The 24132-nt window shown below is 60.2% G+C and carries 19 protein-coding genes; 5 read left to right on the plus strand and 14 right to left on the minus strand.

Annotated features, from left to right (window positions below; all coding sequences use genetic code 11):
* Window positions 1–69 precede the first annotated feature (69 nt).
* The 3 genes from ACI5GA_RS22315 (at window position 70) to ACI5GA_RS22325 (ending at window position 5068) form a co-directional block, all read left to right on the plus strand.
* On the plus strand, window positions 70–1170 hold the full coding sequence (locus ACI5GA_RS22315) for an efflux RND transporter periplasmic adaptor subunit (protein WP_421424280.1): 1101 nt from the start codon (window positions 70–72) through the stop codon (window positions 1168–1170).
* A 6-nt stretch (window positions 1171–1176) separates the two neighbouring features.
* Window positions 1177–4251 (plus strand): efflux RND transporter permease subunit, encoded by a 3075-nt coding sequence (locus ACI5GA_RS22320; protein WP_404637472.1) that lies wholly within the window; start codon window positions 1177–1179, stop codon window positions 4249–4251.
* Between the two features lie 250 nt (window positions 4252–4501).
* On the plus strand, window positions 4502–5068 hold the full coding sequence (locus ACI5GA_RS22325; protein WP_404637474.1) for a DUF4337 domain-containing protein: 567 nt from the start codon (window positions 4502–4504) through the stop codon (window positions 5066–5068).
* A 67-nt stretch (window positions 5069–5135) separates the two neighbouring features.
* On the opposite strand, the gene ACI5GA_RS22330 is transcribed toward ACI5GA_RS22325, so the two are convergent.
* The 6 genes from ACI5GA_RS22330 to dapE all read right to left on the minus strand — a co-directional run bounded on the left by ACI5GA_RS22330 (window position 5136) and on the right by dapE (window position 11631).
* A complete protein-coding gene (locus ACI5GA_RS22330) occupies window positions 5136–5825 on the minus strand; it encodes a DUF4197 domain-containing protein (protein WP_404637476.1) in 690 nt (229 codons plus the stop codon).
* 33 nt (window positions 5826–5858) lie between these two features.
* Window positions 5859–6260: a YbaY family lipoprotein gene (locus ACI5GA_RS22335; RefSeq protein ID WP_404637478.1), complete on the minus strand. Its 402-nt coding sequence runs from the start codon at window positions 6258–6260 to the stop codon at window positions 5859–5861.
* Between the two features lie 213 nt (window positions 6261–6473).
* Window positions 6474–8966, minus strand: a complete 2493-nt coding sequence (gene plsB / locus ACI5GA_RS22340; RefSeq protein WP_421424282.1) for a glycerol-3-phosphate 1-O-acyltransferase PlsB — start codon at window positions 8964–8966, stop codon at window positions 6474–6476.
* Window positions 8967–9269: 303 nt separating this feature from the next.
* Window positions 9270–9647 (minus strand): hypothetical protein, encoded by a 378-nt coding sequence (locus ACI5GA_RS22345; RefSeq protein WP_421424283.1) that lies wholly within the window; start codon window positions 9645–9647, stop codon window positions 9270–9272.
* Window positions 9648–9670: 23 nt separating this feature from the next.
* The gene (locus ACI5GA_RS22350; RefSeq protein WP_404637484.1) at window positions 9671–10480 is read right to left on the minus strand and encodes a putative RNA methyltransferase; all 810 of its coding nucleotides are present in this window, start codon (window positions 10478–10480) and stop codon (window positions 9671–9673) included.
* On the minus strand, window positions 10480–11631 hold the full coding sequence (gene dapE / locus ACI5GA_RS22355) for a succinyl-diaminopimelate desuccinylase (RefSeq protein ID WP_421424284.1): 1152 nt from the start codon (window positions 11629–11631) through the stop codon (window positions 10480–10482). The genes ACI5GA_RS22350 and dapE overlap by 1 nt, the downstream gene beginning before the upstream one ends.
* A 250-nt stretch (window positions 11632–11881) precedes the next feature.
* Between dapE and tcdA the strand changes: the two genes are divergently transcribed.
* A complete protein-coding gene (tcdA, locus tag ACI5GA_RS22360) occupies window positions 11882–12706 on the plus strand; it encodes a tRNA cyclic N6-threonylcarbamoyladenosine(37) synthase TcdA (protein ID WP_421424285.1) in 825 nt (274 codons plus the stop codon).
* A 167-nt stretch (window positions 12707–12873) separates the two neighbouring features.
* Here tcdA and ACI5GA_RS22365 read toward each other — a convergent pair whose 3' ends face one another.
* From ACI5GA_RS22365 to ACI5GA_RS22380, 4 genes are all read right to left on the minus strand, one after another.
* The gene (locus ACI5GA_RS22365) at window positions 12874–13278 is read right to left on the minus strand and encodes a SufE family protein (RefSeq protein WP_421424286.1); all 405 of its coding nucleotides are present in this window, start codon (window positions 13276–13278) and stop codon (window positions 12874–12876) included.
* Entirely contained in the window at window positions 13275–14480 is a 1206-nt protein-coding gene (locus ACI5GA_RS22370) for an aminotransferase class V-fold PLP-dependent enzyme (protein ID WP_421424287.1), read from the minus strand. The genes ACI5GA_RS22365 and ACI5GA_RS22370 overlap by 4 nt, the downstream gene beginning before the upstream one ends.
* A 113-nt stretch (window positions 14481–14593) precedes the next feature.
* A complete protein-coding gene (dapD, locus tag ACI5GA_RS22375) occupies window positions 14594–15628 on the minus strand; it encodes a 2,3,4,5-tetrahydropyridine-2,6-dicarboxylate N-succinyltransferase (RefSeq protein ID WP_421424288.1) in 1035 nt (344 codons plus the stop codon).
* A gap of 31 nt (window positions 15629–15659) precedes the next feature.
* Window positions 15660–16016: an ArsC family reductase gene (locus tag ACI5GA_RS22380; RefSeq protein WP_404637496.1), complete on the minus strand. Its 357-nt coding sequence runs from the start codon at window positions 16014–16016 to the stop codon at window positions 15660–15662.
* Between the two features lie 231 nt (window positions 16017–16247).
* Here ACI5GA_RS22380 and ACI5GA_RS22385 point away from each other — a divergent pair, with 231 nt between their 5' ends.
* Window positions 16248–17894 carry a Na+/H+ antiporter gene (locus tag ACI5GA_RS22385; protein ID WP_421424289.1) on the plus strand — a complete coding sequence of 549 codons (1647 nt, stop codon included), beginning with the start codon at window positions 16248–16250 and terminating at the stop codon, window positions 17892–17894.
* A gap of 8 nt (window positions 17895–17902) precedes the next feature.
* Here the strand turns inward: ACI5GA_RS22385 and ACI5GA_RS22390 are convergent, their stop codons facing one another.
* The 4 genes from ACI5GA_RS22390 to map form a co-directional block, all read right to left on the minus strand.
* Window positions 17903–18754 carry a matrixin family metalloprotease gene (locus ACI5GA_RS22390; protein WP_421424290.1) on the minus strand — a complete coding sequence of 284 codons (852 nt, stop codon included), beginning with the start codon at window positions 18752–18754 and terminating at the stop codon, window positions 17903–17905.
* Between the two features lie 345 nt (window positions 18755–19099).
* Window positions 19100–20296, minus strand: coding sequence for a succinyldiaminopimelate transaminase (gene dapC, locus ACI5GA_RS22395; protein WP_421424292.1), 1197 nt, complete (start codon window positions 20294–20296; stop codon window positions 19100–19102).
* Window positions 20297–20370: 74 nt separating this feature from the next.
* Entirely contained in the window at window positions 20371–23070 is a 2700-nt protein-coding gene (locus ACI5GA_RS22400) for a [protein-PII] uridylyltransferase (RefSeq protein WP_404637504.1), read from the minus strand.
* A 45-nt stretch (window positions 23071–23115) separates the two neighbouring features.
* Window positions 23116–23898 (minus strand): type I methionyl aminopeptidase, encoded by a 783-nt coding sequence (gene map, locus ACI5GA_RS22405; RefSeq protein ID WP_404637506.1) that lies wholly within the window; start codon window positions 23896–23898, stop codon window positions 23116–23118.
* Window positions 23899–24132: the final 234 nt, after the last annotated feature.

Here is a 24132-nt window from a genome sequence, read left to right on the forward strand (position 1 = left end):
CAGTTCGGTAATTCTTAATATACTCGCCAGTACAATTATTCAAAGCTCTCTCTGCCAAGGTGCCTCATCATGTTTCGCGATGCCTTGTTCCTTGCTGTGCCGATCGGTCTGGCGTCGTTGCTGGTCGGCTGTGGCCAGGATGTTTCGGTTCCCGCCACTGTTCGCCCGGCCATGGTAGTGCAACCCATGCCGTCGTCCCAATCCATGGACAGCTACCCCGGTGAAGTCCGCGCCCGTTTCGAGCCGGATCTGGCCTTTCGCATCTCGGGCAAGGTGAGCAAGCGGCTGGTCGAGGAGGGCGAACGGGTCAAGGCCGAGCAGCCATTGGCCGAACTCGATGCACAAGACGTGCGCCTGCAACTGGATGCCACTCGCGCGCAGGTCGCGGCTGCCGAAGCCAACCTGCAAATGGTCCGCTCCGAGCGTGACCGTTACAAGACATTGATGGACCGTCAAATGGTCAGCAAGTCACAGTACGACAACGCCGAGAACCTTTACCGCGCAGGCGATGCCCGTCTCAAACAGCTCAAGGCTGAACTCACCGTCGCCGACAATCAGACCCGTTACGCGGTGCTTCGTGCCTCTCAGGATGGTGTGGTCGCCAAACGTCTGGTGGAAGTGGGTCAGGTGGTGGCCGCCGGGCAAACCGTCTTCACGCTGGCTGCCGATGGTGAGCGCGAAGTGGCGATCAGCCTGCCGGAACAGAATTTCGGCCGTTTCAAGATCGGCGATCCAGTGTCTGTCGAACTGTGGACCCAGCGCGAACAACGGTTCCCTGGCCGCATCCGCGAACTGTCTCCGGCAGCCGATCCTAAATCTCGTACCTTCGCGGCGCGCATCGCTTTTGCCGGGGGCAAAGTCCCTGCCGAGCTGGGGCAGAGTGCGCGGGTGTTCATTGCCTCGGATCACAGCGTGCCGTTGTCGGTACCGCTGTCTGCCGTGACCGCTGAAAATGGGCAGACCTACGTCTGGCGCCTGCAAAGCGACAGCACCCTCAAGCGCACGCCGGTTCAGGTCGGCCCCTATGGCCAGGAATCCGTCCCCGTGTTGGGTGGGCTGACGGCCAATGATTGGGTGGTGGCGGCGGGCGTTCATGTGTTGCACGAAGGTGAACAGGTGCGTCCGGTAGACCGCGATAACCGCGCGATCAAGCTGTCAAGCGGGGAGTAAGCACGGATGCGTTTCAACCTCTCCGAATGGGCGCTGCGCAACCGGCAGATGGTCCTGTATTTGATGATTCTTCTGGCCGTGGTCGGAGCGTTGTCCTACACCAAGCTGGGGCAGAGTGAAGATCCGCCGTTTACCTTCAAAGCCATGGTGATTCGCACGCTCTGGCCGGGTGCCAGCGCCGAGGAAGTGGCGCGTCAGGTCACCGACCGGATTGAAAAGAAGCTGATGGAAACCGGCGATTACGAGCGCATCGTCTCGTTTTCGCGGCCCGGCGAGTCTCAGGTGACGTTCATGGCACGGGACTCGCTGGTCTCGGCCAAGTTGCCCGAGCTGTGGTATCAGATCCGCAAGAAGATCGGTGACATCCGCCAGACTTTGCCCACGGGTGTACAAGGCCCATTCTTCAACGACGAATTCGGCACCACCTTCGGCAACATCTACGCGCTGACGGGGGAGGGCTTCGATTACGCGGTCATGAAGGATTACGCCGACCGTATCCAGATCCAGTTGCAACGGGTGAAGGATGTGGGCAAGGTCGAGCTGATCGGCCTGCAAGACGAGAAGATCTGGATCGAGCTGTCGAACGTCAAACTCGCTACCCTTGGCCTACCGTTGTCTGCGGTTCAACAGGCGCTGGAAGCGCAGAACGCGGTGGTCGCAGCGAGCTTTTTCGAGACCCCCAGCGAGCGCGTGCAGTTGCGGGTGACCGGACGCTTCCAGACCGTCGACGAAATTCGCAATTTCCCGATCCGGGTCGGCGACCGCACCTTCCGCATCAGCGATCTGGCCGATGTGCGTCGTGGCTTCAATGACCCTCCTGCGCCGCGTATGCGTTTTATGGGGCAGGACGCTATCGGGCTGGCCGTGGCGATGAAGGACGGCGGCGACATCCTGGTACTCGGCCGCGCGCTGGAAGGCGAGTTCGCGCGTTTGCAAAACAACCTTCCGGCGGGCATGCAGCTGCGCAAGGTCTCTGATCAACCGGCGGCGGTGAAGACCAGCGTGGGCGAATTCGTTCAGGTGCTCGCCGAGGCGTTGGGTATCGTGCTGCTGGTGAGCTTCTTCTCCCTCGGCGTGCGCACTGGCATGGTGGTGGCGCTGGCGATTCCCGTGGTCCTGGCGATGACCTTCGCCACCATGTATTACCTCGGCATCGGCCTGCACAAGATTTCCCTCGGCGCGCTGGTGCTGGCGCTGGGGCTGCTGGTGGACGACGCGATCATCGCTGTGGAAATGATGGCGATCAAAATGGAACAGGGCTACGACCGTCTCAAGGCCGCAGCCTTCGCCTGGACCAGTACCGCGTTTCCCATGCTGACCGGCACGCTGATCACTGCGGCCGGGTTCCTGCCGATTGCCACCGCGCAGTCCAGCACGGGTGAATACACCCGCTCGATCTTTCAGGTGGTGACCATTGCACTGCTCGCCTCGTGGGTGGCTGCGGTGGTGTTCGTGCCGTATCTGGGCGAGCGCCTGCTGCCGGATCTGGCCAGGATTCATGCGGCTAAACACGGCTCAGGCCCGGATGCGCCAGACCCTTACGGCACGCCGTTTTATAAAAAGGTTCGAGCGCTGGTGGGCTGGTGTGTGCGTCGGCGCAAGACGGTTATCGTGCTGACCATTGCCTTGTTCGTGCTGTCGATTTTTAGCTTCCGTTTCGTCCCGCAACAGTTCTTTCCGGCCTCGGGACGACTGGAGTTGATGGTCGATCTGAAGCTCGCTGAAGGCGCGTCGCTGAGCAATACGGCAGAGCAGGTCAAGCGCCTTGAGGGCATGATCAAGGACCACGCGGGCGTCGAGAATTACGTGGCCTATGTCGGCACCGGCTCGCCGCGTTTCTACCTGCCGCTGGACCAGCAACTGCCTGCCGCCAGCTTTGCGCAGTTTGTCGTGCTGGCGAAAACCATCGAGGACCGCGAAGCCCTGCGCACCTGGCTGATTCAGACGCTGGATGAGCAGTTCCCGATGCTGCGTCCTCGGGTTACACGTCTGGAAAACGGTCCCCCCGTGGGCTATCCGGTGCAATTTCGGGTGACCGGTGAGCACATCGACGAGGTGCGGGCGCTGGCGCGCAAAGTCGCGGCCAAGGTTCGCGAAAACCCCCATGTGGTCAACGTGCACCTGGACTGGGAGGAACCGAGCAAAGTGGTGTATCTCAACGTTGATCAGGACCGGGCGCGGGCCTTGGGCGTGACCACGGCCGACCTGTCGCGCTTCCTGCAAAGTCAGTTGACCGGTTCCAGCGTCAGCCAGTACCGCGAAGACGACGAACTGATCGAAATCCTGTTGCGCGGCACCGAACAGGAGCGTCATGCGCTGGGCGGGTTGGCGAGTCTGTCAGTACCGACGGCCAACGGCGCCAGCGTGGCGTTGTCCCAGGTCGCGACGCTGGAATACGGCTTCGAGGAAGGCATCATCTGGCATCGCAATCGTCTGCCCAACGTGACCATTCGCGCCGACATTTATGGCAAGGAGCAACCGGCGACCCTGGTCAATCAGATCCTGCCGACGCTTGAGGGCGTGCGCGCACAATTGCCCGATGGTTACCTGCTCGAAGTCGGCGGCACGGTCGAAGACTCGACCCGGGGCCAGAACTCGGTGAACGCCGGTGTGCCGTTGTTCATCGTGGTGGTGCTGACGTTACTGATGATCCAGCTGCGCAGTTTCTCACGCACCTTCATGGTGTTTCTGACAGCGCCGCTGGGTTTGATCGGTGTGACGCTGTTTCTGTTGATCTTCCGTCAGCCGTTCGGCTTCGTGGCAATGCTGGGCACCATCGCGCTGTCCGGGATGATCATGCGCAACTCGGTGATCCTGGTGGACCAGATCGAGCAGGACATCGCCGCAGGGCTTGATCGCTGGCAGGCGATTATCGAAGCGACTGTTCGCCGCTTCCGCCCCATCGTCCTTACTGCGCTTGCGGCGGTACTGGCGATGATCCCGCTGTCGCGCAGCGTGTTCTTTGGGCCGATGGCAGTGGCGATCATGGGGGGATTGATCGTGGCGACGGCGCTGACGCTGCTGTTTTTGCCAGCGCTATATGCGGCGTGGTTCAGGGTGAAGAAGCAGACGCCTAACTGAAACACCTCTGTAGAAGTCCGGCTTGCCGGCGGTGGCGTCTTTTAAATCGCCACCGCCGGCAAGCCGGACTGCTACAGGGGCACGTTTGGAGGCAGAGTACCGTGTACACGCCATAGCACTCCCTTTCTGTTGCCTGAACAAACTCACCGCCGTGCTTCTCGCCTCGGCGGTTTTCTCCTATATTCGCCCCGCCAGCCTCCGGCTGCTCAAGCACCATCCGCGTCAACATCGTTTCAGGCGATAGAAGTCCATGTCCGAATCTTTCGAAGTCCCCAGCCCCCACGAGCACCATGTCGAGCATGCGCACAAAAGCGGCGACAGCTTTGCCGGAAAGATCGCCGTAATGACCGCGATCATGGCGACGGTGGGTGCGCTGCTCAGTTATCAGGCCGGTTCCACTGAAAGCGAAGCGGCGATGGACAAGAACAACGCAGCGATCAAGAAGACCGAGGCTTCGAATCAGTGGAATTACTATCAGGCCAAGTCCAGCCGTGAAAACCTCGCCGACCTTGCCAGCCACATTCCCGGAATGGACGCCGCGCATTACGTCGCCGAGGTGCAGCGTTACAAGGCGGACAAGGAAGCGGCGAAGGTGAAAGCCGAGGCGCTGGAAGTTCAGGCGCAGGAATGGGACGAGAAGTCCGAGCGAGTGCTGCACTCCCACCATCGGTGGGCGCAAGCGATGATGGCAATTCAGATGGCCATTTCGCTGGCGGCGATCACCTTGCTCACCCGCAAGGAATGGCTGCAAAAGGTCTCCTATGGTGCGGGTGGTGTGAGCATTCTGCTGGGTGTCATGGCCTGGCTGCACCTCTGATCGCTTAACAAAAAGCCCCGATACTTTGCGGTGTCGGGGCTTTTTGTGTCGGTTGGCGGTCAGGCGATTACAGTGCGCCAAATACCTTCTTCGCAAGGCTGGTGGCAGCACCGGCCGGGTTGGAGCGAATACTTTCTTCCTGTTTGGCGATCATCTCGAACAGGCCATCCAGCGCCTTTTCAGTCACGTAGCCTTCGATGTTGGAGTCTTTGGCATCGACCACGCCCAGACCTGCTGCCTTGCCTGCAAACGCGTTGTACTGCTGCGCCAGGCCCACTTTGTCGGTGGCCTGCTTGACGATCGGCAGGAACTTGGCGCGGATCTGCTCGCGGCTGGATTTGTTCAGGTATTGGGTCGCGGAATCTTTGCCGCCGGTCAGCACGCCTTTGGCATCCGCTACGCTCATCTTCTTCACGGCATCGACCAGAATCGCCTGAGCCTGCGGTACTGCGGCCTCGGCCGCCTGGTTCATGCTGGTTTCCAGTTGATCAACCTGAGAGCCCATACCCAGCAGCTTCATTTTGCTCGCCACTTTGCCCAGCTTGCCTGGCAACTCGATACGTACATCCTTGTTGTTGCTGAAGCCGCCAGGCACGCCCAGTTGCTTGACGGCGATCTGCGCGCCCTGTGTCAGCGCGTCCTTCAGCCCGCCCGTTGCATCGGATTGCGACAGGTCACCCAAAGAGAGTGCGAAGGCGTTGGCCGACAGCAACAGTCCAGCGCACAGGCCAGTGAACGAGAGGGTGCGAAGCAGCATGGGGAGTGTCCTTTTCATCATGTAGTAAGCGTGTTAGTTCGCCGGGTTCACGCGGATCTTGATCGGCGGCTTTTCTTCCAGCGTCAGGTCCACGGTATAGCGTTCGGTGCTGATCAACAGCAGTTTGCCGTCGACCTCAATGCGTGCGCTGACCGCGTAGGTGTGGCCCGGCTTGATTTGTTTCTGATCGTAAGTCAGATGGAACGGCAGCGGAACCTGGCCTTTGATCGGGCCGCTCTGACTGGCCAGCGTTTGCGCGGGGGCATCGGCCAGTGAGACGTCTTGCAAGCTGACTTTCAACGTGGCGGTGGGCGGCAAGGCCATGCGTTGGAGGTAGAACACTTCGCCATCGACCGTACCGGGCAGGTTGTCCGGTGTGTGACCGGCGCAGGCGGCCAGCAGTGAGGCGGCGAGGGCGAGGAAAAGCTGTTTCATGGGGTGAGTCTCCTTGTGGCTTCGTGGATGCGTCATCGGTGAAATAACGCCGCGATCGTCCTGATTGACTCGCTTCCCCCGTGGGAGCCGGCTTGCTGGCGAATGCGATCTGTCAGTCAATTTATCCCTGACTGACCCAGCGCTTTCGCCAGCAAGCCGGCTCCCACAGGAACTGCGTTCGGCTCCGGTATCCCGAATGTACAAGATCAGGCCTCAGCCAATCGGGCCTGGATCTAGGACCTCATCCTCGCGATGCAGTGCCACCTGACGGATCGACAATCGGATTTCAGCTGACAACACCCGCTTGGCCGCTCCCTCGGCCAACTCGCCGAGCAACTCGTGATAGCCCAGTTTTCCGCTCTCGTCCTTGGTGAGTACGCCCTGATCCAGCAGGGTCTGAATAAAGTGCCGGAACAGGCTCTTGTCGAAGAATTCCGGGGCGTTCAGACCGTGAAGTATAGACAGGCGCTGAGCCATGATCGTGCACAGGTCTTCCAGTTCTTCGGCGGTGAGCGTGTGCTGGCCGCTGTTGAGCAGCAACGAGATCGCCATGTAGAAACGTTGCAGGGTTTGCGCCACGGAGCGTGACAGCAAGGTCAGCAGGACAAAGTGCCGCGAGCTGGGCGCCGGGCGCAGGTACACGTCGTTCTCGAATCGCAGCAGGCCCTGTTCCACGAACGCGGCCAGCCATTGATCGATGACCTCATCCAGTTCATCCAGCGACCAGCGAATGAACAGCTCCGATTGCAGGTACGGGTACAGCGCGCGGGCAAATCGCAGAATCTGTTCTCGGCTCATGCGCGACGAACTCTGGAAGAAACTCGCCAGCAGCGATGGCAACGCAAAGATGTGCAACACGTTGTTGCGGTAGTAGGTCATCAGGACGGCATTTTGCTCGTCCAGATACAGAATCCTGCCCAGCGCGTCTTTCTGTTCGGACAACAGGTCCATGCCCTTCACGTGCTCGATCAACTCACGGCCATCCCCTTCCGGCAGCGTGGTGTGCGGCGAGTAGGGCACGCTGCGCAACAGGGTCAGATAAAGGTCGAGCACGCGAACCAGTGCCTGGTCGTCCAGCGCATGTTTGTTGGTGGACAGCAATGCCAGCGCCACCAGGTTCACCGGGTTGATGGCGGCGGCCTCGTTCAGATGACGGGCCACGCGTTCACCAAGGCGATGGGTGGTTTCGTTCAGCCACGCAGGCTTGAACACCGGCCCCAGTTCCTGGGTACGCCAGTCGGGTTGTTCGTGGTCGAGGAATTCAGCCAGTTTGATCGGCTCGCCGAAGTTGACCGCGACCTGACCGAAGCGCTGTTTGAGCGCGCCGATGACTTTGAAGATGTCGAAGATCGATTCTTTCTTCTTCGCCGCGCCGCGTAACTCGCCCAGATAGGTACGGCCTTCGAGCACCCGCTCGTAACCGATGTAAACCGGCACGAAGACGATCGGCGTACGCGAGTTGCGCAGGTAGCTGCGCATCGTGATTGCGAGCATGCCGGTCTTGGGCTGCAACATGCGCCCGGTGCGTGAGCGCCCGCCTTCAACGAAGTATTCCACCGGAAAAACCTTGGTGAACAAGGTGTGCAGGTATTCGTTGAATACGGCGGTGTACAGCGGGTTGCCCTTGAACGTGCGACGCATGAAAAACGCGCCGCCACGGCGCAGCAGGCCGCCGATCACCGGCATGTTGAGGTTGATGCCTGCCGCGATGTGCGGTGGGGTCAGGCCATTGCGGAACAGCAGATAGGACAGCAGCAGATAGTCGATATGGCTGCGATGGCAGGGCACATAGATGATCTCGTTGCCCTGCGCGACGTCCTGCACGCCTTCGATGTGGTTGACCTTGATGCCGTCGTAGATCTTGTTCCAGAACCAGCTCAGCACCACTTCCAGAAAGCGGATGGCGGTATAGGTGTAGTCCGAGGCAATTTCGTTGCCGTAATGCAGGGCTTTTTCCCGGGCCTTGGCTTCAGGGATGTTCTCCCGCGTGGCTTCATCGAGGATGGCCTGCTTGACCAGCGGATCGTTGATCAGGCCTTTGACCATATTGCGACGGTGGGAAATGTCGGGGCCGATGACCGCGGCTTTCAGATTGCGGAAATGCACGCGCAGCAGCCGTTGAGCCATGCGTACGGTGCGCTCGTACCCCTTGTTCTCGTCGACAAGCTCACGCAGGTGAATCGGCGCGGAAAACTGCACCCGGGTCTTGCGGCCCAGAATCAGGATGGTGATGAACTTGCGCAGGCGGCCCGTGACGGCCCAACTGTCGGCGAACAACAGTTTCCACGGGCTGTCTTCCTTGTCCGGTGACTGACCCCAGAACACACTGACCGGGATGATCTGCGCGTCTTCAGTGGCGCTCTGCGACACCGCGCCCACCAGCCGCTCAAGCGTCGGGGGCGCACCGCGTTTGTCTTGACGGCCGAGCCAGTCCGGCTCCGGCGTCAGGTAGAAAAACGCTGCGGGCTCGGTGAGATTGCCCACCGCTACGGGCAGGACCGGGCGCGGCAGACCGGCTTTGACGCATTCCCGGTCGAGCACGGCCAGGTCGGCCAGTGAAGGGCTTTGCAGCGCGTAAAACACCGGGCGGCTGCGGTCCAGATTGAGGGTGAAGGACGATTGATTGATCGTCTCCGAACGCACCCACAGGTACAGCAGGCGACGCAGGGTGCCGAAGACAAGACGGCGAAACGGGGAACGGGTCATACGAATTCTGCGCTGAGGGGCCATGGCCCACGAAGCGGTCAGTGTGCCGGATATGGCGGGGATGGGCAAAGCGGCTCGCCGTAGGACACGGCGTTAAACCCTGTGGGAGCCAACTTGCTGGCGAGAGCGGCGTGTCATTCAGCACAAGGGTGAATGGTCTGGCACATTCGCCAGCAAGCCGGCTCCCAGAGGTTAGGCGTCGAGCAGGAGGTCAGGATCCGGCGCGATCCTTGTGGGAGCCGCCTTGGTGGCGAATGCAGTTGACCCGTCAACATAGAGCTTCCCACAGTCGACAGCGATGCCTTACGACGTACGCCAGGTAATCTCTTCCTCACCATCGGCGCTGATGCGGATCCAGCGGTCGGCGTCTTCTTCGCTTTCTTCCTCAACCCACGTCCCCGGTGCGCAACGCACTTCGACGTTCATGGCCTTGAAGGCCGCGCGGGCGCAGGCGATGTCGTCGTCCCACGGGGTGTCGTCGCTGTCCAGGCACAGGCTGTTCCATTTGCCCACGGCCTTGGGAATCCAGGTCACGGGGATGTCGCCTGCCCTGCACTTCCAGGTCTGGCCGCGTTGGACCCACTCGCTGCAGGGGCCGATATCGGCGCTCAGCCAGGCGGTGATCGCCTTGTGGTCCACGTCGGCGTCTTTCAAGTAAATCTCGATATCGGGTTGGCGCATGGGGGCCTCGTAAAGTGTTTCGGTCAGTGCCGAACGAAATAATCGTAGCGCATGGACACCGTGACCTCGAACGGCTCGGCCTGTTCAATGACGCTGGCCCGGCGTTCGGCGCTGGCGCGCCAGCCGTGGGGCGTCATGGCCAGCAGGTTGGCGCGGGCCTGGCCGTCGATCAGCGTCAGCGTGAAGCGCAGGGTTTCGCTGTGGGCATGGCGCATGCCTTCAGGGACGAGCGCCAAGTGCTTGTCATCGGCGTAGTCGCGAACTTCGTCGTACAGGCGCTGACGTAATTCCATCAGGTGTTCGTTGGTCGGTCCTACGCGCATCAGGCCACCGCCTGGCGACAACAGGCGCTTGGCCTCGTCCCAGTCCAGCGGGCTGAACACGCTGGCGATGAACTGAATGCTGGCGTCCGGCAGTGGCACGCGGGCCATGCTGGCGATCAACCAGGTCAGTTGCGGGTTGCGCTTGCAGGCGCGTTTGACCGCTTCTCGGGAGATGTCCAGCGCGTAGCCGTCGGCGGTGGGCAGGGCATCGGCGATTTGCGCGGTGTAGTAGCCCTCGCCACAGCCGATGTCCAGCCAGTGCGCAGGCGCACGTTCAGCCGCCAGTTGCGCCAGACGTTTCGCCACCGGGGCGTAATGCCCGGCGTTGAGAAAGTCCCGGCGCGCCTCGACCATCGCCTGATTGTCACCGGGGTCGCGGCTGTTCTTGTGCTGCACTGGCAGCAGGTTCAAATACCCCTGACGGGCGCGGTCGAAGCGGTGGCCCACCGGGCACACCACGCCGTTGTCCGCTGTGTCGAGCGGGGCAGAGCAGATTGGGCAGGTCAGCATCAGGCGAGCAACTTGACTAGCGTCTGGTAGTAGATCTCGGTGAGCACGTCGAGATCGCTGGCCAGGATGCGTTCGTTGACCTGATGGATCGTCGCGTTGACCGGGCCGAGCTCGACGACTTGCGTACCCATGGTGGCGATGAAACGGCCATCGGAGGTGCCGCCGCTGGTGGAAGCCTTGGTTTCACGACCGGTCACGTCTTTGATGCTGGAGGACACGGCATCGAGCAGCGCGCCTGGCTCGGTCAAAAACGGCAGGCCCGACAGTGCCCACTCCACGTGCCAGTCCAGCCCGTGTTTGTCGAGAATGTCGGCCACGCGTTTCTGCAGGCCTTCGACCGTCGATTCGGTGGAGAAGCGGAAGTTGAACACCGCCGTCAGATCACCCGGAATTACGTTGGTCGCGCCAGTCCCCGAGTTGAGGTTGGAGATTTGGAAGCTGGTTGGCGGGAAGAACGCGTTGCCCTCGTCCCAGTGCTCGGCGGCCAGTTCGGCGAGCGCCGGGGCGGCCAGATGAATCGGGTTCTTGGCCAGGTGCGGATAGGCCACGTGGCCCTGCACGCCTTTTACGGTCAAGGTGGCGCCTAACGAGCCGCGACGGCCATTTTTGACCACATCGCCCACCAGCGTCGTACTCGACGGCTCGCCGACGATGCACCAGTCCAGACGCTCATTGCGCGCGGCCAGTCGCTCGACGACGGCTTTGGTGCCGTGGTGGGCCGGGCCTTCTTCGTCGCTGGTGATCAGGTACGCGACTTTGCCTTTGTGGTTCGGGTAATCAGCGACGAAACGCTCGGTGGCGATGATCATCGACGCCAGACTGCCTTTCATGTCCGCTGCGCCACGGCCGCAGAGCATGCCGTTTTCGTCGATCAGTGCATCGAACGGGTCGTTCTGCCAGGCTTTCACCGGGCCTGTCGGCACCACGTCGGTGTGGCCGGCGAAGCACAGCACCGGGCCATCTTGTGTGCCGTGGGTGGCCCAGAAGTTGTCGACGTCTTCGATGCGCATCGGCTCTAGCATGAAACCGGCATCGCCCAGGCGTTTCATCATCACGGCCTGACAATCGGCGTCGAGCGGCGTGACCGATGGGCGACGGATCAGGTCGCAGGCGAGTTGCAGAGTGGGCGAAAGATCGGCTGGGGCTGTCATGAAAAGTCCGCGCAAATGAGAGTGTTGACGCTGTAGGAGCGCGCTTGCCCGCGAATGCTGCATCAAGTGGTCTATTGCTGACTGACCCACCATCGCGGGCAAGCGCGCTCCTACAAAACGGCAGGTATCTTAAAGCAAAACAGTGGATCAAAGGCCGCCGTCGAACGATCAGAGCAAACACCCCGACCAAACAGCTGTCCCAATCCCGTACAAGGCCTATAATGCGCGCCGGTTTTTTGGGGTATTGGTCATGAGCACAGAAGATCCACGGTTTGCTGGCGTCGCTCGTCTGTACGGCGTTGAGGGCCTCGAACGCCTGCGCGCGTCCCATGTGGCGGTGGTTGGCATTGGCGGCGTGGGGTCGTGGGCAGCGGAAGCCATGGCCCGCTGTGGTGTGGGCGAGATTTCGCTGTTCGACCTGGACGACGTTTGCGTCAGCAACAGCAACCGCCAGTTGCACGCGTTGACCAGCACTGTGGGTCAATCCAAGGTCGAGGTGATGGCGCAGCGCATCCGCGAGATCAACCCTGATTGCGTGGTGCACGCCGTCGCAGATTTCGTCACCCGCGAAACCATGGCCGAATACATCACCCCCGACATCGATTGCGTGCTTGACTGCATCGACAGCGTCAACGCCAAGGCAGCGCTGATCGCCTGGTGCAAGCGCCGCAAGATCCAGATCATCACCACGGGTGGCGCGGGCGGGCAGATTGACCCGACACAGATTCAGGTCTGCGATTTGAACCGCACCTACAACGACCCGTTGGCTTCAAAAGTCCGCTCGACCTTGCGTCGCGATTATGGTTTTTCCCGCACCGTGACCCGGCATTACAGCGTGCCGTGTGTGTTTTCCACCGAACAACTGCGTTATCCCAAGCCTGACGGCAGCGTTTGTTTGCAGAAGAGTTTCGTTGGAGAGGGCGTCAAGCTTGACTGCACGGGCGGTTTCGGAGCCGTGATGATGGTGACGGCGACCTTCGGCATGGTCGCGGCCACCAAGGCCGTGGAGAAAATCGTGGCGGGTGCGCGGCGTCCGTCGGAGCGGGTGAAGTCGCAGGACCCGGTTCAGTCCTGAACGGAGGAGCGGTCGGGTCGAATCCTGTTGGTGCGCCAACGTGACCTCTGTGGGAGTGAGCTTGCTCACGAAGACTGTGTTCCAAGCGATGTAAATCCGCTGAATCTGCCAGTGCCTCGTGAGCAAGCTCACTCCCACAGGGGCGGATGGTGTCAGCCTCTATGTGGTCAACCCGCCAGTTGCCGCATCTTCTGCAGTACGGCATTCAACCCATTGCTGCGTGATGGCGAGAGCTGGCGGCTCAGACCCAACTGATTGAACCAATCATTCATATCGACTTGTTGCAAGTCGTCAGCGGACAACCCGTTGACCCGCGCCAGCAGCAACGCCACCAGTCCGCGAACCAAACGGGCGTCGCTGGCGGCGCGAAACTGCCAATGGCCGTCGATCACATCCCCCAGCAGCCATACCTTGCTTTCGCAACCGTCGACCAGGTGCTCATCGGTTTTTTCGTCATCTGCCAACGCGGGCAAACGCTCGCCCCATTGCATCAACAGGCGTGCGCGTTGCTCCCAACTGAGCGACGCGTTGAAGGTGTCGAGGGCGGTCTGTGCGTCAACGGGCAGGCTCATCGCAACAGCTCCAGCGCCTGATCCAGCGCATTGAAGAAGCGCTCCAGATCCTCTGAATCGTTGTACAGCGCCAGCGACACCCGAATTGCGCCCGACAGGCCCAGACTGCTGATCAGGGGAATTGCGCAATGGTGCCCTGCGCGGACGGCGATGCCTTGCTCGGTCAGCAGATGCGCGAGGTCTGCGTTGTGCACGCCATCAACGACGAAGCTCGCCAGTGCCACCTGAGGTGCACCGACCAGTCGCACACCCTCGCGCAGACGCAGACCTGCACACAGCAGCTCATGCAGTCGGGCTTCATGTTCAGCGGCGGCCACTTGATTGACATCGTTCAGATAGTCGAGGGTTGCGCCCAGACCGATCACCCCGGAAACCGGTGGCGTACCGGCCTCAAAACCCAATGGAGCAGGGCGGAACGTCGCGTCCTGATAGCCGGCCTGCAAGACCATCTCGCCGCCAAACTGCCAATGCTGCAAGTGCGCCAAAGCCTGATGACGACCGAACAGAACGCCAACCCCATCCGGGCCGTACAGCTTGTGGCTGGAGAACACATAAAAATCACAACCCAGCGCCTGCACGTCGTGGCGGCCATGTACCACGCCCTGAGCGCCGTCGATCACGGTCAGCGCGTTGTGCGCCCTCGCCATCGTCATCAGTTCGCTGACTGGCTGCCAGGTGCCGAGCACGTTGGACAGTTGGCTGACCGCCAGCAAACGAGTTCGCGGGTTGATCAGTGAAGTGGCGGCACTCAGATCGATAACGCCTTCGCGCGTCAGCGGCAGAATGACCAGTTTCAGGTCACGACGTTTGGCCAGTTGCTGCCAAGGCAGCAGGTTGGCGTGATGTTCCAGGGCACTGATGACGATCTCGTCGCCCGCCTCAAACAGATGCTCCAGCCCGTAGGCGAGCAAATTGAAGGCCGAGGTGGCGCCATGGGTGAACACGATGTGCCCGGACGAGCCTGTGTTCAACCAGTCGGCGACCTTGTGGCGGGTGTCCTCAAACGCCTGCGTGGCCATGGCGCCGGGTAGATGCTGGGCACGGTGCACATTGGCAGCGCCGTTGCCGTAGTAATGGGCCAGGGCGTCGATCAGGGCTTGAGGTTTTTGTGCAGTGGCGGCGCTGTCCAGATAGGTCTGGCCTTGCCGTTCTAAGGCATCGAGAGCGGGGAAGTCAGCGCGCCACGGAGAAATAAGGGACATGAAAAGTTGACTCTCTCACCTGTGGGAGCGAATTCATTCGCGAGAGGCTGAATCATCCGACACGCCTGTGTCGGATGTGCCCGTCTGGCGAATGAACTGGCCCTCAGATTCGATCAGTTGTGAGCGTGCAGCGCTTCGTTCAGCTCGATGGCCGACTTGTGGGATTTGCATTCCACGGCGCCGGTTTGCGAGTTGCGACGGAACAGCAGGTCAGGCTGACCGGCCAGATCACGGGCTTTGAGGACCTTGACCAGCTCGTTCTTCTCATCCAGCAGCGCCACTTTGGTGCCTGCGGTGATGTACAGACCGGCTTCCACGGTGTTGCGGTCACCCAGCGGAATGCCGATACCGGCGTTCGCGCCGATCAGGCAGCCTTCGCCGACCTTGATCACGATGTTGCCGCCACCCGACAGGGTGCCCATGGTCGAACAACCGCCGCCCAGGTCTGAACCCTTGCCGACGAACACGCCTGCCGACACACGACCTTCGATCATGCCCGGACCTTCGGTGCCGCCGTTGAAGTTGACAAAACCTTCGTGCATGACGGTGGTGCCTTCGCCGATGTAAGCGCCCAGGCGAACGCGTGCGGTGTCAGCGATACGCACACCGGCCGGTACGACGTAGTCGGTCATTTTCGGGAATTTGTCGACGGAGAACACTTCCAGCAGCTCGCCTTTGAGGCGTGCTTCCAGTTGACGCTCTGCCAGCTCGCTCAGGTCGATGGCGCCCTGGCTGGTCCAGGCCACGTTTGGCAGCAGCGGGAACACACCGGCCAGGCTCAGGCCGTGCGGCTTGACCAGACGATGGGACAGCAGATGCAGCTTGAGGTAAGCCTCGGGCGTGGAGGTCAGCGCGGCGTCTTCGGCCAGCAGCGTGGCAACCAGCGGCTTGTGGCTTTCAGCCAGGCGGGTCAGCAGCGCGGCTTGTGCAGCGTCGACCGACTTCAGTGATTCGGCCAGTTTCGAGGCCAGGTCGGTGGTGAACGCGATGGCCTGGTTGCCACCGGTGTAACCCAGAATTGGCGAAACAGCGGCAACGATTTCAGCCGAAGGGTTGAGCAGGGGCAGGGCGTAGAAAACTTCCAGCCAGGCGCCTTGGCGGTTTTGAGTGCCGACGCCGAAGGCCAGGCTGAACAGGGAAGTGGACATGGAAATTCCTCTCATTTTGGGGCTATCTCAATCAGGCGATAGCCGCTGCGTACAGGTCAGGTTTGAAGCCAATCAGGGTCTTGCCACCGAGATCCAGCACCGGGCGCTTGATCATCGAGGGTTGGGCGAGCATCAGCTCAATCGCCTTGTTCTGGTCGAGGTCGGCTTTCTGCGCCTCATCCAGCTTGCGAAAGGTCGTGCCCGCGCGGTTCAGCACCGTTTCCCAGCCGTGCTCGTTGCACCACTGGGTCAAGTGTTCGCGGTCGATGCCCAGCGTCTTGTAGTCGTGGAAATCGTAGTTCACCGATTTTTCATCGAGCCAGGTGCGGGCCTTTTTCATGGTGTCGCAGGCTTTGATCCCGAACAGGTGCAACGTTTTGTCAGCCATGAGCTTGCCCCCTTTGGGATTGCGAAAAAAACGGTGACGGATTATGCCACGTACAGCGGGCTTGGGTGCGGCCCGCCGAAGCTTTGTGTCTTCTGGCGAGTGTTTTTGTGCGCGTTAAGACCTATGTATTAACCCGAGAGGGCAGCTTAAGCCGCTAATATGGCACTTCGACGCTGTACCCGGAGTGACTCCGGGCAACAGTCACATGTCGCTCGTTTGGGGAAAAACGCAATGCAGACCGCCTATACCGTCCTGATTCTGTTGACGCTGGTAGGGGTCTCACGTTTGTTGGCACGAGTGATCCCGCTGCCTCTGCCGCTGGTCCAGATTGCGGCGGGAGCCTTGCTCGCATGGCCGACGCTGGGCCTGCATGTGGCGCTTGACCCGGAGCTGTTTCTTTTTCTGTTTCTGCCGCCACTGCTGTTCTCGGATGGCTGGCGCATGCCCAAGCGCGACTTTTGGCACTATCGCGGTCCGATCCTGACACTTGCGGTGGGGTTGGTGATTTTCACGGTCATCGGTGCGGGATACTTCATTCACTGGTTGCTGCCCAGTGTTCCGCTGCCGGTGGCATTTGCGCTGGCCGCCGTGCTGTCGCCGACAGACGCCGTCGCGGTCTCCGCCATTGCACAGGACCGATTGCCCGCGCCCATCATGCGCATGTTGCAGGGTGAGGCGCTGATGAACGATGCGTCGGGCCTTGTGACCTTCAAGTTCGCACTGGCGGCCGCGATCACGGGGGTGTTTTCCCTGACCGATGCCAGTCTGACGTTCATTTTGGTGGCCGTTGGTGGGCTGGCTGTCGGGGTGGTGCTGAGCTGGGTGGTGGGGCGCTTTCGCAGTTGGATGATCACCCGGGGCTGGGACGATCCGGCAACCCATGTCGTGTTCATGTTGTTGCTGCCCTTTGCGGCCTATGTGTTAGCGGAGCGACTTGAGGTGTCGGGCATTCTCTCTGCCGTCGCGGCGGGGATGATGCAGAGTTGGGTCGATCTGCTGCCGCGCCAGACCAGCACCCGTCTACTCAATCGCAGCGTGTGGACCCTTCTGGAATTCGCGTTCAATGGACTCATTTTTCTGCTGCTCGGATTGCAGTTACCGGACATTGTCAGCGCCGTCACGCATCAGGAAGTGACACTCTGGCCAGCGTTACTCTGGCGTTGGCTGGATGTCTTGGCGATCTTCATCGTGCTGGCCATTTTGCGCTATGTCTGGGTACGCAGCGTTTGGCGACTGATGGTGCAATTCAGGCGCTGGCGTGGGCAGAGTGATGGCGCTCTTGAGCTGTCTGCCCGTTCTGCGTTGTTGCTGACGGTAGGGGGCGTGCGCGGTGCCGTGACGCTGGCCGGTACGTTGTCGGTACCCATGCTGATCGCCGCCGGGGTCGAGTTTCCCGAGCGGGACCTGCTGATCTTCATCGCCGCCGGGGTCATTCTGTTGTCGCTGGTGGTGGCAAGCGTCTGCCTTCCGCTGTTGTTGCGCGGTCTGGTCAGCGAGCCTGATCTTCGTCTGAAGCGCGAAGTGCGCGACGCATGGAAGTTGACTGCTCAAGCGGCGATCAAGACGCTGGAAAGCGAAGACGTCCCAGGGGCGACCGGCTCGCCCGATGCGGCCCAGGCGGTGCTCGCGACAGAAGTGAAGTCGCGCATCATGTCCGAGTACCGCCATCGGCTCGAAATTTTCAACGACACCGCAGAAGCCCAGGCACTGGCATTCCAGATGGATCAGCTGGAGAAGCGCATGCGAATTAATGCTCTGCGTGCCCAACGTCTGGAGTTGTACAGCTTGCACCGTCACCGCAAGATTGGCGATGACGTGCTGCGTCTGATACTTGCTGAACTTGATCTGAGTGAGGCCAATTTGGGTGTCGTCAAGTGACGACGAGCTCAATCAAATGGACCGCGATCGTTCTGTCGGTCGCCGTAAATGGCCTTCATGAAGGCTTTGTCCTTCTCGCTCAACGTTTTGCCGGTATTGTCGATCCGGAAACTGCCGAGTGTGTGTTTTTCGGGCACGTTGTAATGCATCACAGATTCCTGGTCATATTCTGAGTAGGAAAAGTCGGCAGCTTCGTAGCGATCCAGGATGTTCTTGCGGATGAAGGCTTCACTCATGCCTCTGGCGGCGAAATCGCTCAGCACTTTCTGTTCGTCCCATGGGATGTTTGCGTTGGGGTGTTGATGTTCGTGCTCGGCACCCAGTGCGTGCCCGAATTCGTGTAGAACGACCCGATCGAAGTCGGCGCTGAGTACGGTGCGGATATCGAATCCGGCAGAGGGTTTTCCCTGCTGTTTGATGAGTTTCTGGGCGTCGACCAGGCTGGTCAGATTGAACCCCATCGTCGGGACCGACTGATCATGGTACGCAAGCAGGGCGTCAGTCCCTACGGCGCTGGCATGAAACGGCTGCGCAAGCGAGATACGTATCTCTGCATCTCCTGATGTCACCAGCTCGAACTTGAGATTGATGTGCGGGAGCCACTGGCTCGCTGTGTCGAAAAATAGCTGCTGCAGGTAAGCGGGGCTTTTTTCCAGAAAGCGTATTTTGAGCGTCCGACCGCGGGCCCAGTATTTGGTGAATGAGGTCACGATGCGCGAGTCCCGATCCGAAGATTGATGCTCTGTGAGATAGCTGGGCGTGATCTGGGCGTTGGCCGGGTTTTCGTTGATGGCGGCGTCGTAGGCAGCTTTCAGGTCTACGTGGTGAGACGTGTTGCAAAGGTAAAGCGCGGTTTTCATGGTCGAGTCCTTTCGAGGTGAGGGCACTGCCTGCTTGTTGCAGACAATGCCTTGAGTCACGAAAGAATAATCCTTTGAATTCAGCGAGTTGCCGTACATATGTATAGCGTGATGATTTTCGGTGTTTTATACGAACGGGTCGGTTTCGCGGATAGGCCAGGCGCATGAACGACTTGTCTTTCTCGCTCAATGTTAAATTCACGCCCACTCGCCAATGGTCAATGCATTGTCGATCGATTCCTCCACGAAGCCGATTTTCAACGTGCTGCGATAAACGCATATAAAAAGGGCTGACCGTTAGCGGACAGCCCTTTCGAGGGTTGATGCCGTTTCAGCGTCGAGCGGTCAGCGGGTTTTCACGAAGTTTCGAATGCGTTCTGCCGCCTCCACACATTCGGACAATGACGCAACCAATGCCATGCGAACACGCCCTGCACCGGGGTTGGCGCCATCAACGTCGCGGGACAGATAAGAGCCTGGTACTACCGTCACGTGTTCCGCTTCGAACAGGTCGCGGCAGAACGCAGCGTCATCGCTGCCGACGTTAGGCCACAGGTAGAAACTGCCGTCAGGACGTTGTACGTCCATCACGGGGGAGAGGATCTCCAGCACTGCGTCGAATTTCTCGCGGTACAGGTCACGGTTGGCGCGTACGTGGGCTTCATCGTTCCAGGCGGCGATGCTCGCCAGTTGAGTCTGAACCGGCATCGCGCAGCCGTGGTAGGTGCGATACAGCAGAAACCCCTTGAGAATCTCGGCGTCACCCGCCACGAAGCCGGAACGCAGCCCTGGCAGGTTGGAGCGTTTGGACAGGCTGTGGAAGACCACGCAGCGCTTGAAATCCTCGCGACCCAGTTCGGCGCAGGCAGTCAGCAGACCTGGCGGCGGGGTGCCTTCGTCAAAGTACAGTTCGCTGTAGCATTCATCGGCGGCAATGACGAAGTCGTGTTCGTCGGCCAGTGCGATGAGCTTTTTCAGGGTTTCCAGCGGAATCAGCGCGCCGGTCGGGTTGCCTGGCGAGCAGAGGAACAGAATCTGGCAGCGCTTCCAGATGTCAGCCGGTACGGCGTCGAAGTCCGGGTTGAAGCCGTGTTCTACCAGGCAGGGCAGGTAGTGCGGCTTGGCGCCCGCGAGGAACGCTGCGCCTTCGTAGATTTGATAGAAGGGGTTGGGGCTGACCACCAGACCGTCATCGCTGCGGTTGACCACGGTTTGAGTGAACGCGAACAGTGCTTCTCGGGTGCCATTGACCGGAAGTACGTGCTTGCCCGCGTCCAGCCAGCCTTGCGGCACGCTGAAGCGGCGTTCGCACCAGCCTGCGATGGCTTCACGCAGCGCGGGGATGCCCGCTGTCGTCGGGTAGACCGCCATCTTGTCCAGGTTGTCGGCCAGTGCCTTGGCGACGAATTCGGGGGAGGTGTGCTTCGGCTCGCCAATGGACAGGGCTATCGGGCGTTTGTCCGGGTTCGGTGTGACACTGCCCAGCAGGGCGCGCAGTTTTTCGAACGGGTAGGGCTGAAGCTGTTGCAAAGCATTGTTCATGAGCAGTCGTTCTCGGAGAGCGGGGCGCCGGGCGTTGTTGCATCCGGCGCCGATGAATCGAATTTTCAGGGCGTTCAAATGCTGATGCGCAGTTCGCTGCCAGGCTCCTGGTTGACGCTCAGTTGCTGGACGATGGCGTCCTGCAATCGGCTGCACAGTTGAGGATCGGACAACGGCTGATTTTTCTCGTCGGTGAGAAAGAACACGTCTTCTACGCGCTCGCCCAGAGTGGAAATCTTGGCGTTCTGCAGCGACAGGTCGAATTCCAGGAATATTTTGCCAATGCGGGCCAGCAAGCCCGGGCGGTCCGGCGCGCTCAGTTCAAGCACGGTCACCGGCCGTTGCGCATCATTGGAAATCGTCACCACCGGCGCGAAGGCAAAGTGCTTGAGCTGGCGCGGCACCCGGCGTTTGATGATCGTCGGGTAGTCGTCAGGGTTGCGCAACGCTTCGGTCAGACCTTCGCGAATGGTTTTGATCCGCTCCGGGTTATCGCCGATCGGGCCGCCGTCGCTGTCGAGCACAATGTAGGTGTCGAGGGTGAACTGGCTGGTCGAGGTGATGACTCGGGCGTCGTGGATGTTCAGGTTCAACTGGTCCATTGCCGCCACGGTCACGGCGAAGAAATCGTGTTGGTCGGGGGCATAGATGAAAATCTGCGTGCCGCCTTCGAATTCTCGTTGCGTGGTTTCCTTGATCAGCACCAGCGGGCCGCCGTCGGCGGGTTGCTGGAGAATGGCGTCGCTGTGCCAGGCCACATCGCCTGCCGTGTGGCGCAGGAAATAATCATCGCCCAGTTGCGACCACAATTGCTCGACGTCGTCGGGGTCTGTGCCATTGCGTACCAGAATATCCAGCGCGGCGCTTTGCGTGCGACGGATTTGTTCTTCGCGATCGACCGGGTTTTCCAGACCGCGTTTCAGGGCGCGCTTGGTCTCGGTATACAACTGGCGCAGCAGGCTGGCGCGCCAGGAGTTCCAGAGGGTCGGGTTGGTCGCGTTGATGTCGGCGATGGTCAGCACATAGAGGTAGTCCAGATGCACTTCGTCGCCTACGAACTGGGCGAAGTCGTGGATCACCTGTGGATCGGACAAGTCCTTGCGCTGGGCGGTGGTCGACATCACCAGATGGTTTTGCACCAGCCAGACGATCAGTTGGGTGTCCCAGTTCGGCAGATGATGGCGAATGCCAAACGCCTCGGCGTCGACCGCGCCCAGTTCCGAGTGATCGCCACCGCGGCCTTTACCGATGTCGTGGTACAGGCCCGCGAGATAGATCAGTTCCGGCTTGGGCAGCTTGCCCATCAGCTTGCTGGCTAGCGGGAATTTTTCCGACATCTGCGTGTACTGGAGCTTGCGCAGGTGTTTGATCAGGTTGAGCGTGTGGGCATCGACCGTATAAATGTGGAACAGGTCGTGTTGCATCTGCCCAACGATGTGCCCGAACTCGGGCAGGTAGAGGCCCAGAATGCCGTAGCGGTTCATTCGCCGCAGATTGCGGTGAATGCCGATCTCGCACTTGAACAGTTCGATGAACAGGCTGGTATTGCGAATATCGTTGCGGAAATCGTCGTTGATCAGGTGCCGATGTTCGCGCAGCAGGCGAATGGTGTCGGCACGGACGCCCTTGATTTCCGGGTGCTGGGCCATCAGCACGAAAATCTCCAAAATCGCGAACGGCGTGCGCTTGAAGACGTTCGGGTTGGTCGCCTCGATGTAGCCGTCGTGCAGTTGGAAGCGTGAGTTGATCGATTCGGTGACAGAGCCCTGATCGTCCGCCAGGATCTCTTCTTCGAAATGCTGAATGATCAGGTCGCTCAACTGGGCGATGCTCATCACTACGCGGTAATACTTCTGCATGAAGCGTTCGATGGCCAACTTCGCGTCGCTGTCCTGGTATCCCAGCAGGCGCGCGATATTGGTTTGATAATCGAACAGCAGGCGGTCCTCCGCACGACCGGCGAGCATGTGCAGCGCGTAGCGCACTTTCCACAGAAATTCCTGAGACGAGGCGAGCAGGGCATGTTCGCTTTCCAGCAAGAAGCCCTGATCGGCCAGTGCGTGCAGGTTAAGCGTGCCGTATTGACGGCGGGCTACCCAGAGGATGGTCTGAATGTCGCGCAGGCCGCCGGGCGAGCCTTTGACGTTGGGCTCAAGGTTGTACTCGGTGTCGAAATACTTGTGATGGCGGGTCTTCTGTTCGGCGCGCTTGGCGAGAAAGAACTCCTTGCTCGGCCACATCTCGGAGGTGCTGGTGACTTCCAGCATACGTTGGCGCAGGTGCTCGGGACCGGCGATGGTGCGGCTTTCCATCAGGTTGGTGATCACCGTCAGGTCGGCCCGCGCTTCAGTGGCGCATTCGTCCACCGAGCGCACGCTCTGACCGACTTCCAGACCGATGTCCCACAACAGCGTCAGAAAACGCTCGATGGAGTCCCGGAAAATCTCATGGTCGGCGCTGTCCAGCAGAATCAGCAAGTCGATATCGGAATAGGGGTGCAGTTCGCCACGACCGTAGCCACCGACCGCCAACAGTGCGATGTCGGCGTCTTCGCTCCAATCGAACTGTTCCCAGGCTTGTTGCAGAATGTTATCGACGAACCAGGCCCGGTCTTCGATCAGTCGACGAATCTCCCGGCCTGCGCGAAAACGCTCATCCAGCACCTCGCGTGCCTGGCGGATGGCTTTCTTGAAGGCGGCGATGGGGCTGGCCTTGAGTGCCAGTTCGGCCTGAAACTGGCCACGATCAAACAAATCTGGGTCCACTTGCGGCATCGAACTGCTTTCCTTCTATATATAGGCCGAATCGGACGAAGTTGATCAGGCAGAGGTGCGGGCGATTGTGTCGTCGCTTCGCAGCGTGAAGATTTCATAGCCGGTGGCGGTCACCAGAATGGTGTGTTCCCACTGCGCCGAGAGCTTGCGGTCCTTGGTAATGGCTGTCCAGCCATCACCCAGCAGGCGGGTGTCGGCCTTGCCCTGGTTGATCATCGGCTCGATGGTGAAGGTCATGCCTTCTTTCAGCTCCATGCCCGTACCGGCCTTGCCGTAGTGCAGGACCTGCGGTTCTTCATGAAACACTTTGCCGATACCGTGACCGCAGTATTCGCGAACCACGGAAAAGCCATTCTTCTCGGCATGCTTCTGGATCACTTCACCGATGTCGCCCAGGTGCGCACCCGGCTTGACCAGTTCGATGCCTTTGTACATGCATTCCTGGGTGATCTTCGACAGACGTTCAGCCCACTCGGGCACTTTGCCGACATGGAACATCTTGCTGGTGTCGCCGTGGTAGCCGTCCTTGATCACGGTCACGTCGATGTTCAGTACATCACCTTCCTTCAGCGGCTTCTCGTTCGGAATGCCGTGGCAGACGACATGGTTGATCGAGGTACAGATGGATTTCGGAAAGCCCTTGTAATTGAGCGGAGCCGGGATGGCCTTCTGCTCATTGACGATGTAGTCGTGGCAGATGCGGTCCAACTCGTCGGTGGTGACGCCAGGCTTGACGTACGCCCCGATCATTTCCAGAACTTCGGCGGCCAGACGACCGGCGATGCGCATCTTCTCGATGTCTTCAGGGGTTTTGATGGTAACGGTCATACAAGGCTCTCTCGGCGCGGCAAGGCCGCAGCTAAACACGGAAAAACGGGATTCTATCAGACCACCGCCGGGCGGGTGATCATCGCGTCTTCATATGGAAGCTGGCAGAGTATGCCGCCCGATAGCGCGCCGGGTGCAAAAGCGTCGAGAAAACAGAATCTTATTACGGGTTCCGTTATTCAGTCTTTTGTGATATAAAATGCGCCGCTTTACGGGGTATGCCCCGAAAGCCTA

It is taken from the genome of Pseudomonas sp. Pseu.R1, assembly GCF_045764065.1.
Lineage (GTDB): Bacteria > Pseudomonadota > Gammaproteobacteria > Pseudomonadales > Pseudomonadaceae > Aquipseudomonas.

Excerpts from the sequence above, each read along its gene's own strand:
- plsB (WP_421424282.1), bottom strand. The coding sequence starts at position 8,966 with ATGACCCGTTCCCCGTTTCGCCGTCTTGTCTTCGGCACCCTGCGTCGC.
- dapC (WP_421424292.1), bottom strand. The coding sequence starts at position 20,296 with ATGAACAATGCTTTGCAACAGCTTCAGCCCTACCCGTTCGAAAAACTG.
- ACI5GA_RS22350 (WP_404637484.1), bottom strand. The coding sequence starts at position 10,480 with ATGCTGACCTGCCCAATCTGCTCTGCCCCGCTCGACACAGCGGACAAC.
- ACI5GA_RS22330 (WP_404637476.1), bottom strand. The coding sequence starts at position 5,825 with ATGCTGCTTCGCACCCTCTCGTTCACTGGCCTGTGCGCTGGACTGTTG.
- dapE (WP_421424284.1), bottom strand. The coding sequence starts at position 11,631 with ATGACAGCCCCAGCCGATCTTTCGCCCACTCTGCAACTCGCCTGCGAC.
- ACI5GA_RS22380 (WP_404637496.1), bottom strand. The coding sequence starts at position 16,016 with ATGGCTGACAAAACGTTGCACCTGTTCGGGATCAAAGCCTGCGACACC.
- ACI5GA_RS22390 (WP_421424290.1), bottom strand. The coding sequence starts at position 18,754 with ATGAAAACCGCGCTTTACCTTTGCAACACGTCTCACCACGTAGACCTG.
- ACI5GA_RS22345 (WP_421424283.1), bottom strand. The coding sequence starts at position 9,647 with ATGCGCCAACCCGATATCGAGATTTACTTGAAAGACGCCGACGTGGAC.
- ACI5GA_RS22370 (WP_421424287.1), bottom strand. The coding sequence starts at position 14,480 with ATGTCCCTTATTTCTCCGTGGCGCGCTGACTTCCCCGCTCTCGATGCC.
- map (WP_404637506.1), bottom strand. The coding sequence starts at position 23,898 with ATGACCGTTACCATCAAAACCCCTGAAGACATCGAGAAGATGCGCATC.
- tcdA (WP_421424285.1), top strand. The coding sequence starts at position 11,882 with ATGAGCACAGAAGATCCACGGTTTGCTGGCGTCGCTCGTCTGTACGGC.
- ACI5GA_RS22385 (WP_421424289.1), top strand. The coding sequence starts at position 16,248 with ATGCAGACCGCCTATACCGTCCTGATTCTGTTGACGCTGGTAGGGGTC.
- ACI5GA_RS22400 (WP_404637504.1), bottom strand. The coding sequence starts at position 23,070 with ATGCCGCAAGTGGACCCAGATTTGTTTGATCGTGGCCAGTTTCAGGCC.
- ACI5GA_RS22315 (WP_421424280.1), top strand. The coding sequence starts at position 70 with ATGTTTCGCGATGCCTTGTTCCTTGCTGTGCCGATCGGTCTGGCGTCG.
- ACI5GA_RS22365 (WP_421424286.1), bottom strand. The coding sequence starts at position 13,278 with ATGAGCCTGCCCGTTGACGCACAGACCGCCCTCGACACCTTCAACGCG.
- ACI5GA_RS22325 (WP_404637474.1), top strand. The coding sequence starts at position 4,502 with ATGTCCGAATCTTTCGAAGTCCCCAGCCCCCACGAGCACCATGTCGAG.
- dapD (WP_421424288.1), bottom strand. The coding sequence starts at position 15,628 with ATGTCCACTTCCCTGTTCAGCCTGGCCTTCGGCGTCGGCACTCAAAAC.
- ACI5GA_RS22335 (WP_404637478.1), bottom strand. The coding sequence starts at position 6,260 with ATGAAACAGCTTTTCCTCGCCCTCGCCGCCTCACTGCTGGCCGCCTGC.
- ACI5GA_RS22320 (WP_404637472.1), top strand. The coding sequence starts at position 1,177 with ATGCGTTTCAACCTCTCCGAATGGGCGCTGCGCAACCGGCAGATGGTC.